This is a genomic window from Arthrobacter sp. 10N44_2, from assembly GCF_056394385.1.
Genome location: NZ_JBFTHT010000017.1, coordinates 39,837 through 52,153, shown reverse-complemented (window position 1 = coordinate 52,153; position 12,317 = coordinate 39,837). Strand labels below are relative to the sequence as shown.

The 12,317-nt window shown below is 67.5% G+C and carries 10 protein-coding genes; 4 read left to right on the top strand and 6 right to left on the bottom strand.

What is annotated here, in order from left to right; all coding sequences use genetic code 11:
* Window positions 1-41: 41 nt before the first annotated feature.
* Window positions 42-770 (bottom strand): TetR/AcrR family transcriptional regulator, encoded by a 729-nt coding sequence (locus AC1DBX_RS16395; protein WP_476932236.1) that lies wholly within the window; start codon window positions 768-770, stop codon window positions 42-44.
* A gap of 184 nt (window positions 771-954) precedes the next feature.
* Here AC1DBX_RS16395 and ptsP point away from each other — a divergent pair, with 184 nt between their 5' ends.
* From ptsP to AC1DBX_RS16380, 3 genes are all read left to right on the top strand, one after another.
* Window positions 955-2,640, top strand: coding sequence for a phosphoenolpyruvate--protein phosphotransferase (ptsP, locus tag AC1DBX_RS16390; protein ID WP_230006916.1), 1,686 nt, complete (start codon window positions 955-957; stop codon window positions 2,638-2,640).
* Window positions 2,641-2,662: 22 nt separating this feature from the next.
* Entirely contained in the window at window positions 2,663-3,085 is a 423-nt protein-coding gene (locus AC1DBX_RS16385; protein WP_476932235.1) for a helix-turn-helix domain-containing protein, read from the top strand.
* A gap of 74 nt (window positions 3,086-3,159) precedes the next feature.
* A complete protein-coding gene (locus tag AC1DBX_RS16380; protein WP_084476217.1) occupies window positions 3,160-3,429 on the top strand; it encodes a hypothetical protein in 270 nt (89 codons plus the stop codon).
* 8 nt (window positions 3,430-3,437) lie between these two features.
* On the opposite strand, the gene AC1DBX_RS16375 is transcribed toward AC1DBX_RS16380, so the two are convergent.
* The gene (locus tag AC1DBX_RS16375) at window positions 3,438-4,658 is read right to left on the bottom strand and encodes a PucR family transcriptional regulator (RefSeq protein ID WP_223914951.1); all 1,221 of its coding nucleotides are present in this window, start codon (window positions 4,656-4,658) and stop codon (window positions 3,438-3,440) included.
* A gap of 245 nt (window positions 4,659-4,903) precedes the next feature.
* Here AC1DBX_RS16375 and ald point away from each other — a divergent pair, with 245 nt between their 5' ends.
* Window positions 4,904-6,022: an alanine dehydrogenase gene (gene ald, locus AC1DBX_RS16370; RefSeq protein WP_079555133.1), complete on the top strand. Its 1,119-nt coding sequence runs from the start codon at window positions 4,904-4,906 to the stop codon at window positions 6,020-6,022.
* A gap of 145 nt (window positions 6,023-6,167) precedes the next feature.
* Here ald and AC1DBX_RS16365 read toward each other — a convergent pair whose 3' ends face one another.
* The 4 genes from AC1DBX_RS16365 to AC1DBX_RS16350 all read right to left on the bottom strand — a co-directional run bounded on the left by AC1DBX_RS16365 (window position 6,168) and on the right by AC1DBX_RS16350 (window position 12,317).
* Entirely contained in the window at window positions 6,168-7,223 is a 1,056-nt protein-coding gene (locus tag AC1DBX_RS16365) for a Gfo/Idh/MocA family protein (RefSeq protein ID WP_476874181.1), read from the bottom strand.
* A 139-nt stretch (window positions 7,224-7,362) separates the two neighbouring features.
* Window positions 7,363-9,060 carry an ABC transporter family substrate-binding protein gene (locus AC1DBX_RS16360; RefSeq protein WP_230006921.1) on the bottom strand — a complete coding sequence of 566 codons (1,698 nt, stop codon included), beginning with the start codon at window positions 9,058-9,060 and terminating at the stop codon, window positions 7,363-7,365.
* A gap of 69 nt (window positions 9,061-9,129) precedes the next feature.
* A complete protein-coding gene (locus tag AC1DBX_RS16355) occupies window positions 9,130-11,298 on the bottom strand; it encodes a dipeptide ABC transporter ATP-binding protein (RefSeq protein ID WP_476851441.1) in 2,169 nt (722 codons plus the stop codon).
* Window positions 11,295-12,317 (bottom strand): ABC transporter permease, encoded by a 1,023-nt coding sequence (locus tag AC1DBX_RS16350; protein WP_476932234.1) that lies wholly within the window; start codon window positions 12,315-12,317, stop codon window positions 11,295-11,297. The genes AC1DBX_RS16355 and AC1DBX_RS16350 overlap by 4 nt, the downstream gene beginning before the upstream one ends.

Genomic DNA, 12,317 nt, shown 5'->3' with positions numbered 1-12,317 from the left:
GTTCCCGCTGCATTGCAGGATGGTCCGATAATTTCGCCGAGCTAGCTGGTGGAGCTGTTGGAGATCCGGTGGAGCCATTCGAGGAAGAGCTTGAGTTCCGAGCTGGAGAGCTGGTCCGAGTGGGACGCCTGGAGTGCTGCATTCAATGCGATGGCCGCCACAACCACTGAGGACTTTCCGCTGTCCACAGAACCGTTGTCCCGGGCCTGCTCGGTGGAAACCGCAAAGATCATGGCGTCGCGGGTCATGGCGGAGAGCTCGAGGTTCCGCTCCGGCACCTTTTCCGCGATCAGCATGAGGGTCATGCCCACATTGGCCGCCAGGATGGACCTGGCCGCCTCCTTGGGCGGGACGTTGAGCTGGCCGGAGACAGCCGCCTTGTTCAGCATTTCCTCCATGAGGGCCTCGGCATCGGCGACGATGGCCGGGCGGCTCTCAGGGCGGATATTGCCGAACATGACGAGGTACAGTTCCGGCTGGTTCAGCCCGAACTGGACATGGTTGTCCCACATCCTCCGGATGTCCTCCAGAGGTTGGCCAGAGGGCGCGAAGTCACGTTCGCCCGCGACATATTCGTCGAAACCTGCTGCGACGACGGCGTCGAACAGCCCTTCCTTGTCACCAAAGTGGTGGTAGAGGGTCGGTGCCGTGACACCGGCCAGCTGCGTGATCTGGCGGGTCGAGACTGCGGATCCGCCGGAGTTGGCCAGCAGCTCGGCGGCCGCACGCAGCAGCCGGGCCTTGGGTGGTAGCTGGCCATCGATACTCATAACCGCTACCCTAGCACCTATAGCAACGCTATATGAACTGCATCACATACAATTTTTCCAGGTGCCGTGACCCGCCCGCTGCCGCAGCCGTCAGCCGCAGGCGCAGATGATCAGCAGGGTCGCTGCGGCACCTGGTTTACCGGCTTAGTGGCCACTGGCCTACGACAGAAAATGAGGACCTTCAGTGCAGAACTTCCCAGGAGTAGGCGTTAGCCCCGGCCGCATCATCGGTACCGTCCGGCAGATGCCCAAACCGATCAGCGAACCGCCTGCCGGAGAGCAGCTTCCCGCCGGCGTCACGGCGGAGGACGCGACGGCGGCGCTGAAGGCCGCGGCGAAATCCGTCCACGACGAACTGAAGGCCCGGTCCGAGACCGTCTCGGGCGACGGCAAGGCCGTCCTCGAGGCCACGGCCCTCATGGCCACTGACACCATGCTGCTCAAATCAGCCGCCAAACTGATCGGCCGCGGCACCTCCGGGCAGCGTGCAATCTGGGAAGCCGGCGCCTCGGTCTCGGAGATGCTGCACAACCTGGGCGGCTACATGGCCGAGCGCGCCACGGACGTCCTGGATGTCCGCTCCCGGATCGTGGCGGAACTGCGCGGAGTCCCCGCGCCGGGCATTCCCGTGTCCCCCACCCCGTTCATCCTCATCGCCGAGGACCTGGCCCCGGCCGATACCGCCACCTTGGATCCGGAAAAGGTCCTGGCGCTGGTCACCGCCGGTGGCGGCCCGCAGTCCCACACCGCGATCATCGCCCGCTCGCTGGGTCTGCCGGCCGTGGTCGCCGCCGTCGGGGTCGACGAGCTCGCCGACGGCACCGAGGTGTACGTGGACGGTGCGGCCGGCCTCATCACCGCGAACCCGGACGAGTCCCAGCGCGCGGCCGCAGCCCACTGGGCCGCCACCGCGTCGCTGCTTGCCGCCTTCGACGGGACCGGCACGACGGCGGACGGCCACCTCGTGCCGCTCCTGGCCAACGTCGGCGGCGCCAAGGACGCCGTGGCCGCGGCCGGCCTGAACGCCCAGGGCGTGGGACTGTTCCGGACCGAGTTCTGCTTCCTGGAGCGGGACACCGAACCGACCGTGGAGGAACAGGCCGCCGCCTACCAGGGCGTCTTCGACGCCTTCCCGGGCAAGAAAGTGGTGCTCCGCACGCTCGACGCCGGCGCGGACAAGCCGCTGCCGTTCCTGACCGACGCCACCGAGCCCAACCCGGCCCTTGGCGTCCGCGGCTACCGGACCGATTTCACCACGCCGGGGGTCCTGGAGCGCCAGCTGCAGGCCATTGCCCTGGCGGAGAAGGCATCCGAGGCGGACGTCTGGGTGATGGCCCCGATGATTTCCACCGCTGAGGAGGCGGCCCGCTTTGCCTCGCTGTGCGCCGCGGCAGGGATCAAGACGCCCGGCGTCATGGTGGAGGTCCCGTCGGCGGCGCTGACGGCCGAGGCCATCCTCCGCGAGGTCGGCTTCGCCAGCCTGGGCACCAATGACCTCACCCAGTACGCCATGGCGGCCGACCGCCAGCTCGGCCCGCTGGCCGCCCTCAACACCCCCTGGCAGCCGGCCGTACTGCGGCTCGTGGGCCTGACCGTGGAAGGTTCCGCGGCCGAGGGCCACAACAAACCGGTGGGCGTGTGCGGCGAGGCCGCGGCGGACCCTGCCCTCGCCGTCGTCCTCACGGGGCTGGGCGTCACCACGCTGTCCATGACGGCGCGTTCCATCGCGGCCGTCGCCGCCGTGCTGAAGACCGTCACCCTGGCTGAAGCCCGGGAGCTTGCCAAGCTGGCCTTGTCCGCGCCGAGCGCTACCGAGGCCCGGGCCTGGGTGCGGGCAAAACTGCCGGTCCTGGAGGACCTTGGGCTGTAGCTGCTGCCGCTAGGATGCACTCATGGCACTGATAGCCCCCCGGGTGACGGCCGGCCTCCCGGCCGAGGATGCGCAGAACCTCAGGTACGCCCTCGACGGCAGCCACGACATTACGGTGTTCGTCGACGGCACCGTCCACCGGCTGCCGCCCGCGGCGCGGGACGCCGTCGTCGATCTGCTGGGCCGCTTCAGCCGCGGCGAGGCCGTGACGGTCAGCAGCGTCGAGGAAATGCTGACGACGTCCCGGGCCGCGGAGCTTGCGGGGATCTCGCACACGTATCTGCGGAACATGACCGACCGCGCCGAGATCCCGGTGGAATACCGCGGAACGCACCGCCGGATCCGGCTGGCCGACATCATGGCGTGGCTCGAAACGCAGAAGAAGAACGGTGCGGGCGCCGGGACGCCGGCCGGCCAGGATGACGAGGCTGCCGGTGCTTCATGAAGCAGTGATAAGGATCAAGCAACGATCCCGGTCCGGCGCGGAAGCACTGATATCCCGCGGGTTAAGCTTGGAATGTGGGTAAATTCAGAGGGTGGCACATCGTGGCAGGGATCGCCGCCATGCTGCTCGCTGGCATCTTCGGAACCGCGATGGGCCTGAACAACACCGCCACATATCTGGCCAGCGGCGTCGCTTTCGTAGCGGTGTCGCTCTGGGTGGACAGCCGGATTTCCCGCCGCCGCAGTGCCGCCGGCATCGCCGGCCCCGGCCAGGACCTTGGCCAGGACGCTGGCCACGATGCGAAGCCGGCCCTCGACGCCGACCCCTCCAAGCGCGAGGGCTAAGCGCGCCGCTAGATTCTGGGCCGGCCAGCCCAGCGCCGCGCCTTGAGCCCGGCATGCAGTTCCAGCCGCACCATTCCCTTCAACGGGTCCACGCCCAGCAGCTGGCGGATCCGGCCGAGCCGGTTGTAGATGCTGCTCCGGTGCAGGTGCAGTTTGGCCGCGACTTCCTGGACCGAGCCGTCGTTGTCGTAGAACAGCTCCAGCACGGGCAGCAGCTCGTGGTTGCGGTCATGGTCCTCGAGGAGGCGGAAATACACGGAACCCGCGTCTGCCCAGGCTCCCGCGCCGCCGCCGGCCGAGGCCAGGAGCTGGTAGACGCCGGTGGCCCGGCAGTCGACGAGCTCGCCCAACTGGGGATCCACCGCCGCGGCCTGGGCCGCCTGCCGTGACTGCCGGTAGGCCTCGGCCAGTTCCCGAGGCTTGGCGAATCCCTCGGACGTGCCCAGGATGATCCGCCGGACCGTGCGCCCGGAGCGTTTGGCGAGTTCGAGTTGGTAGTGGACCAGCACCTGGGCGTGGTCGGCGCGTCCCGTGGATTCCTTGAAGAGCACCACCGCGTGGGTCTCCGTGCCGGCGCTGAACAGTGCGGCATCCACCCCGATGGTCGCCTGCAGCGCCGCGGAGCGGTGAATGAGCGTGTCGGCGATGGGATCCGAGCCGCCGGCCCAGCCATCCGCGTCCAGGACGGTCACCAGCTGCCAGGGCCCCTTGCCCTGGACCTCTTTCCAGCCCGCGACGGCCGCCGCCGCGTTGGCCTCGCCGGCGCACGCGGCCAGGAACTCCTGTTCGCGCCGGCGCCGGAACTCGGACTCGGCCGTATTGGAATCCAGCAGCAGGGTGGACAGTTGTTCCAGCTCCGGGGCCACGTCCGGCAGCTGGGCGAGGACGGTCGCGGCGCTGGGTTCCTCAGCGTCGAGCTGGACCCACAGGTACCCCACCCGGAAGCCCCGCACCAGCAGCGGCACGCACACGCGCCCGAGCATGCCGAGGTCCGCGTTGGCCGGCACGACGACCGGCCGGACCGCCGTCGCGATCCCGTGGGAGAGCTGCCACGCGATGACGTCCACGGGGACACGCTTACTGAGCAGGAAGTTCACCCGGACGCGGTCCGCATGGGATTGGTTGGAACTGTAGGCGAGGAGCAGACCGTCGAGGTCCTCGAGGGAGAGGCCGCGGCCCAGCCGCTGCGCCACCTGCTCCACGAGCTGCTCCACGTCCTGCTGCTGCATCCTGCCAGACTACTGCCCCCGCCCGCCGCACTGCGAATGCAGCCGGGACGGACACGAGCCGACACCTGACGCCCGCTCCATCGACAAATGTCTATCCCCGGTTTTGAAAAACCCCGGAATGACGCGGCGGGCGCCCAATGCCCGGCGGCGGCACCTGTCGCGTGCCTCACAGCGGGATTTATTCTGGAAGTACGAATCCCCCGCTCATCCAGGCCCACGAGGCCACCACCTACTGGAGCTAACAAATGATCATCGGCGTACCCAAAGAGATCAAGAACAACGAGTTCCGCGTCGCCATCACGGCGGCCGGCGTCCATGAATTCCGGACCCACGGCCACGAGGTCCTCGTCGAGCGCGGCGCGGGCCTGGGCTCCGGCATCACGGATGAGGAATACGCGATCGCCGGTGCCGAGATCGTCGCCGAAGCCGACGACGTCTGGGGCCGCGCCGACATGGTGCTGAAGGTCAAGGAACCGGTCAAGGCCGAATACCACCGCTTCCGCAAGGGCCTGATCCTCTTCACCTACCTGCACCTGGCCGCCGAACCGGAACTGACCCAGGCCCTGATCAACTCCGGCGTCACCGCCATCGCCTACGAGACGGTCCAGGAGGGCAGGTCCCTGCCGCTGCTGGCCCCGATGTCCGAGGTTGCCGGCCGGCTGTCCGTGCAGGTCGGCGCCACGTCCCTGATGGCGCCGGCTGGCGGCAAGGGCGTGCTGCTCGGCGGCGTCCCGGGCGTCCGTCCGGCCAAGGTCGTTGTCCTCGGCGCAGGTGTTGCCGGCACCAACGCTGCCGCCATGGCCCTGGGCCTGGGTGCCGACGTCACCATCCTGGACATCAACATCAACCGCCTGCGCGAGCTAGACGCCCAGTACCAGGGCCGCCTGAAGACTGTCGCGTCCAACAAGTACGAGATCGAGAAGTCCGTGGTCGACGCCGACCTCGTGATCGGTTCGGTCCTGATCCCCGGCGCCAAGGCACCGAAGCTCGTCACCAACGAGCTCGTGTCCCGGATGAAGCCCGGCTCCGTGCTGGTGGACATCGCCGTGGACCAGGGCGGCTGCTTCGAGGACACGCACCCCACCACGCATCAGGAACCGACGTACAAGGTCCACAACACGATCTTCTACTGCGTCGCCAACATGCCCGGCGCCGTCCCGAACACCTCCACGTACGCGCTGACCAACGTCACCCTGCGCTACGCCGTCTCGCTGGCGAACCTGGGTGTCAAGGCTGCGTTTGAGCGCGACGCCGCCCTGGCCGCCGGCCTGAACATCGCCGGCGGCAAGGTTGCGCACCGCTCGGTCTCCGAGGCGCACAACCTGCCCCTCGTCGCCGACTGGCACGAGCTGGTCTCCGCGTAGCCAGCACTTCATCGGCTGCTCCTCCCCACCGGCCCCCTCGCCTCGCAAGCTCGGCCAGGGAACCCTGCCGGCGCGGGCCCAAACCGCCCTTTTTGGACACCCAGAAGGGCGTTTTCGGAGCAGCCGATTGGTGTTTAAGCCGGGCTCAGGCCAGGGACCGGGCCTGCTCGATCAGCTGCAGCACCTGCAGCGGGCCCGCGGGGTCGACGGGGACGGGCAGCGACGAGCTTGCGCCGCCGTCGGCGATCTTGGCGGCCAGGATCCGGTAAAACTCGGGGTAGGCGCCGCGCTCGGTGGGCAGCCGGTCCAGGTGCCCGTCGCGCCCCAGCAGCCCGGCCCAGTCCGGATCTTCCACGCCGTAGTCGGCATCCAGCGGGCTTCCACCGGCCAGGATGTACGGCTCCTGCGGGTCCACGCCGTGCTTGGTGAAACCGCCCTCGCTGCCCAGGATGCGGTAGCGAGGGCCCTGCTGGGCGCACAGCATGTTCATCCACAGGTGGCTGGTCACCCCGGAGCTGTGCCGCAGGACCAGGAAGACGTCGTCGTCCGCCTTGGCTCCGGGCCGCCGGGCCGCCAGTTCCGCGTGAATGAGCGTGGCCGGCCCAAAAAGCTGCACGGCCTGGTCCAGCAGGTGGGTGCCGAGGTCAAACAGCACCCCGCCGCCGTCGTCCGCCGTTGCGGCCGCCTTCCATGCTTTGGGGACGTCGGGCGACCATCGCTCGAAGCGGGACTCAAAGCGGCTCACGGTGCCGAAGGCTCCGGTGTCCATGAGGGCTTTAACGGTGAGGAAGTCGCCGTCCCAGCGCCGGTTCTGGAACACCGTGAGCACCCGGCCCAGCCGCCCGGCCAAGTCGATGAGCTCCTGCCCCTCGGCGCTGCTGACAGCGAAGGGCTTGTCGACGACGACGTCGAGGCCGGCTTCCAGCGCCGCTTTCGCGAGTGGGTAGTGGGTGGCGGGCGGCGTGCCGAGCACCAGCAGGTCCAGTTCGCCGGCGAGCTCCAGGATATCGGCCGGGGTGTCGACGATCCTGGCCGCCGGATAGCTGTGTGCGGCGGCAGATCTCCTGGCGGCGTCGGAGGTGGCAATGGCATCGAGCGAATAGGCCGGGTTTGCGGCGATGAACGGGGCGTGGAAGACGCTGCCCGAAAGGCCGAAACCGGCGACGGCGGTGCGGATGGGCCGGGTTGAATCGTTGCTCATGGTGCCAAGGCTACCGGCTGGGCATGCACCGGGGCGCCTGTCCGGCAGGGCTTAATCGAACGAGGCCGGCGCCGCCCGGAAGCTTCCAGGGGCACCGGCCTCGGCCGTGCTGCTTGTTAGTGCGTGGTGCTTGCCGGGACTAGCTCTTCTGCCAGCCGACGACGCTCCAGTCCGGGGTCTGGAACAGGGCCGCACCGTAGTTGGCCAGGCCCGTGCGGGCGAAGTAGATCTGCGGGCCGTTCATGATCACGCCCATGGAGAAGTACTTCTCCATGTGCTTCTTCTCGACGTCCATGGCGGCCTTGTTGCGCTGGGCGTCATCCTGGATGGAGGCAAGGTCCTTGATGGCCTTGTCCAGTTCGGCGTCGCCGAGTTCGTTCTCGTTGGTCTTGGAATCGTAGAACTGCTTCACGCCGGAGGTGGCGTCGGCGCCTACCGTGTAGCCGCTGATGGTGAGCTGGAAGTCGCGGCTGCCAACCACCTTGCCGAAGTCGGCGTCACCGCGCTGGTCGATGCCAACGTCCATGCCGGCCGCCTGAAGCTGCTTCTGCAGCGTCTGAACGGTGGCGAGGCCGGTGGGGTCGTCACCGAAGTTGGTGATCTTGAACGACGCCGGGACGCCGTCCTTTTCCATGATGCCCTTGGCGTTGGCCTTGTAGCCGGCCTCGGTCAGGACCTTCTTGGCCGCGTCGGCGCCGGTTTCCTTGACCGGGTAGTTGTCCTGGTAGTACTTCGAGAACGGCATCAGCATCATGGAGCCCGAGCTGTTCTCTTCCCAGTTCAGTCCGCCAAAGCGGACGGCGCGGATGGCGGGGCGGTCCACGGCGGTGAAGATTGCCTTGCGGACTGCGACGTCGGTGAGCGGGGCCTTGAGGGCGTTGAGGTTCAGGCCGCCGGCGAAGAGGCGCTGGCCGCGGCGGACCTCGGAGTTCTTGGAGCCTTCAAGCTGCTTGTACTTCGTCAGCGTGCGGCCGTCGGCCATGTCGATTTCGCCGTTCTTGAAGGCGGCGATCTCGGCGCTGGCCTCCAGCTGGCGGAAGATCACCTTGTCCAGGACCGGCTTCTCGCCCCACCACTTGTCATTCGGCACGAGGGAGACAGTCTTCGCGGCGGAGTCAAACTTGTCGACCTTGAACGGGCCCGCCATCCACTCGGGGTGCAGTTCGCCCGTGAAGCCGGTGTTGAAGATTTCGGGAGTGTTCACGGTCTGCGGGATGAAGCCGCCGAACATGTCACTGAGCGGGTACACCGGCTGTGTGGTGGTGACAACGACTTCCTTGTCGCTGCTTCCCGCCTTGACGGAGTCGATGAACTCGTAGGCCCCGGAGCTGACGATGTCGATGTCCTTGTTCTGGCCATTGAGCATCTTCCACGTGTTCTCGAACGTGGCGGCGTTGATCGGGGTGCCGTCGTTGTAGGCGGCCTTCGGGTTGATCTTGATGGTGATGGTCTGCTTGCCGTCTTTGACCTCGCTCTTGAAGTCTTCGCAGAAGTTCTTGTTGAGGTTGGCGGTGCCGTCGAAGTCCAGCTTCCAGCAGCCCACGTAGCCGGCCTCGTCGATCGGGTAGTGCAGTTCGGTGTTGTCCGCCGAGTTGCCCGCGTTGGAGAAGCCGTTGAAGTCCGGTCCGATGTTGCCCAGCGGCAGCGTCACGGTACCGCCCTGCTGCAGGTCGGCGGCCTTCTTGGCGTTGACGCTGACCAGCTTGCTCAGGTCGCCGGAGGCATCCTGTGCCTTGGCGCTCTGGGCGGTGGTTGAGGCGCCACCGCTGCCGCAAGCGGTCAGCGCGAGGGCAGCCACGACGGCGGTGAGGCCGCCGATCCTGGTCCGATTTTTCATGTGATCCCCTTCATTTTTTTCATGCGAGTGTGATGCGTGGGTTCTCGGGTGGTGTGCTGGTCCGGTGATTCAGTGGTTTTCGTGGACAACCAGCATGTCCGCGTCCAGTTCGCCGTCCGGGTAGAAGCAGGCGAACTGCTGGTCGGTGGCGGACGCTTCGAGGGCCGGCTCCAGGGTCAGGCACTTCTCCTGCCTGGCCGGCGGCAGGGCCGCGAACACGGGACAGCGGGTGGCGAAGTTGCAGCCTGCCGGCGCTTCCAGCGGCGAGGGCAGGTCGCCCTGGAGGATGATCCGCTCGCGGGTGCGCTCCAGCTCCGGATCCGGTACCGGGATCGCGGAGAGCAGGGCACGGGTATAGGGGTGGCGGGGGTTGTCGAAGACGGCGTCGACGTCGCCGATCTCCACGATCTTGCCCAGGTACATGACGGCAACGCGGTTGGAGATGTGCCGGACCACGGAGAGGTCATGGGCCACCATGAGGTAGCTGAGGCCGAGTTCGGCACGGAGCTTGTCCAGGAGGTTGATGACGCCGGCCTGCACCGATACGTCGAGGGCGGAGACGGGCTCATCCAGGACCACCAGCCGGGGGTTCACCGCGAGGGCGCGGGCAATGCCGATGCGCTGGCGCTGGCCGCCGGAGAACTGGTTGGGGAACCGGTTGACGTGGTCCGCCTGCAGGCCCACCAGCTCCATGAGCTCCATGATCCGCTTCCGGATGGCAGCCTTGGGCATGCCCAGGTTTTCCATCGGCTCGGCCAGGACCTCGTAGACGGTGAAGCGCGGATCCAGTGCCCCGGTGGGATCCTGGAACACCATCTGCAGTTCCTTGCGCATGGCGCTCTTGGCCCGGGCGTCCGCGGCCTGCTTGTTGCTCAGCCCGCCGATCACCACCTCGCCGTCCTGGTCCTTGTGGAACTCCATGATTTCCAGCAGGGTGGTGGTCTTTCCGCAGCCCGACTCCCCCACGATCGAGAAGCACTCGCCCTCACGGATATCGAAGCTCAGCCCGTCCACGGCCTTCACCGTGCCGATCCTGCGCTTGATCAGGGCGCCCTTCATCAGCGGAAAGTGCTTCCTGACGTCGCGGAGTTCCAGGACAGTCTTGCGTTCGTGCCGGGGAAGGCTGTCAAAGCGGGATACCGGCACGGCCGGGACGGCGAAAACAGTGTGGACATCGACGTCGGCGAGGGCCTCGCTCTTGATGCACGCGGCGCTGTGCCCGGTGCCGGGCGCCACCGCCCGAAGGTCAGGTTCGCCGTCGAGGCAGGCCTCGCTGGCCAGCGGGCACCGCGGCGCGAACGAACAGCCGGTGGGCGGCTGGGTGAGGTTCGGGGGGATGCCGTCGATCGGCACCAGCGACGATTTTTCCGCGACGTCCACGCGCGGGACCGCACCGAGCAGGCCCATCGTGTAGGGCATCCGCGGGCTGTAGTAGATGTCATCGACGCTGCCGGTCTCCACCGGCCTGCCCGCGTACATCACCATGATGTCGTCCGCCATGCCGGCGACCACGCCGAGGTCGTGCGTGATCATGACGACCGCGGCGCCGGTCTCCTCCTGGGCGGCGTGGAGCACCTCGAGGACCTGCGCCTGGATGGTGACGTCCAGCGCCGTCGTCGGCTCATCGGCGATCAGAACCCGCGGGTTGTTGGCGATCGCGATGGCGATCATGACGCGCTGGCGCATGCCGCCGGAGAACTCGTGCGGGAAGGCCTTGAGCCGGTCCTTCGGGCTGGGGATGCCGACCAACCCCAGGAGTTCGACGGCGCGTGCCTCCTTGGCCTGCTTGCTCATGGTCGGGTTGTGGACGGTCAGGGCCTCGATGATCTGGGTGCCGACCGTGTAGACCGGGGTCAGGGAGGACAGCGGGTCCTGGAACACCATGGCGAGGTCGCTGCCGCGGTGGCGGCACATGGCCTTGTCGCTGAGCCCCAGGAGCTCCTTGCCCTGCAGCCGGACCGAACCGGTGATTTCCGCCGTCGCGGGCAGCAGGCCCATGATCGCCATGGACGTGACCGATTTGCCGGAGCCGGACTCGCCCACGATGCCCAGCGTCTTGCCGGGCATCACGTCGAAGTCGACGCCGCGGACCGCGTGCACCACGCCGTTTTCCGTGTTGAAGCGGACGTTGAGGTCCCGGACGGAGAGGACCGCGCTGGTGGGGGCGTGCAGCCCGGCGGCGTGGAGGCGCTCGGCGGTCCCTTGCGCGGTGTCCCGTGCGGTGGTGTTGCTGGTCATTTGCTCTTCTTCTGTGTCTTGCCGGTGGCGCCGCCGGTGGCGTTGCCGGTGGCGCGGCCAGTGGCCTTGCTCCTCTTGGCGCGGCCAACGGAGCTGGAGCTGGGGTCGAACGCGTCGCGGAGGCCGTCGTTCATCATGGCGAGCGAGCCGGTCAGCAGGAACATCACGATCAGGGGCGCCCAGAACATCCACGGAAAGGTGGAAACCTGGGAGGTCGACTGGCCGATCAGGACGCCCAGGCTCACGTCGGGGACCTTGATGCCGATGCCAATGAAGGAGAACGCGACCTCGGCGAGGATGGCGCCGGTGACGCCGCGGGTGACTTCCAGGACCAGCAGGGAGCCGATGTTCGGCACGAGGTGGCGCCAGACGATCCGGCGCGGCGGGATGCCCATGTACTGGGAGGCTTTGACGAAGTCACGCTGCATGAGGGAGAGCGACAGGGACCTGATGAGGCGTGCGGTCCCCATCCAGCTGAAGACCAGCAGCACGATGATGAGCAGAAGCCAGCTCGGGACGGTGTTCTTCAGGCCGTTGGCGCCGCCGCTCGTGGCCACCGCGACAACCAGCAGGGCCGGCATCATGATCAGGGCTTCGAGGATGAACAGCATGACCTTGTCCACCTTGCGGCCGAAGAACGCCATGGTGCAGCCGTAGACGGCGGCGATCAGCACCGAGACGAGGCCGACGACGACGCCGATCAGGATGGAGACCCTGGTGCCCTCGACGGTCAGGGCGTAGAGGTCGATCCCGGCCTGGGAGGTGCCCAGGAGGTGCTCCGCGGAGGGCGGCATGCCGATGTTGAAGGGGTCGATGGTCTCCTTGTCCCAGCTGCCGAAGAAGCCGCCGATGAAGGAGAAGAGGGTCAGGGCCAGGAAGATGGCGAGGCCGGCGACGGCTGTCCGGTTGCGCAGGAAGCGCCGCAGGATGATCCGCGACTTGCCGATCACGACCTCGTCGTCGCCGAACTTTCCTTCGTCCAGGACGGCGGCTGGGTCAATCGTGTTGAGGTTGGTCAT

Excerpts from the sequence above, each read along its gene's own strand:
- AC1DBX_RS16395 (WP_476932236.1), bottom strand. The coding sequence starts at position 770 with ATGAGTATCGATGGCCAGCTACCACCCAAGGCCCGGCTGCTGCGTGCG.
- AC1DBX_RS16385 (WP_476932235.1), top strand. The coding sequence starts at position 2,663 with ATGGCACTGATAGCCCCCCGGGTGACGGCCGGCCTCCCGGCCGAGGAT.
- AC1DBX_RS16375 (WP_223914951.1), bottom strand. The coding sequence starts at position 4,658 with ATGCAGCAGCAGGACGTGGAGCAGCTCGTGGAGCAGGTGGCGCAGCGG.
- ald (WP_079555133.1), top strand. The coding sequence starts at position 4,904 with ATGATCATCGGCGTACCCAAAGAGATCAAGAACAACGAGTTCCGCGTC.
- AC1DBX_RS16365 (WP_476874181.1), bottom strand. The coding sequence starts at position 7,223 with ATGAGCAACGATTCAACCCGGCCCATCCGCACCGCCGTCGCCGGTTTC.
- AC1DBX_RS16360 (WP_230006921.1), bottom strand. The coding sequence starts at position 9,060 with ATGAAAAATCGGACCAGGATCGGCGGCCTCACCGCCGTCGTGGCTGCC.
- AC1DBX_RS16355 (WP_476851441.1), bottom strand. The coding sequence starts at position 11,298 with ATGACCAGCAACACCACCGCACGGGACACCGCGCAAGGGACCGCCGAG.
- AC1DBX_RS16350 (WP_476932234.1), bottom strand. The coding sequence starts at position 12,317 with ATGACCAACCTCAACACGATTGACCCAGCCGCCGTCCTGGACGAAGGA.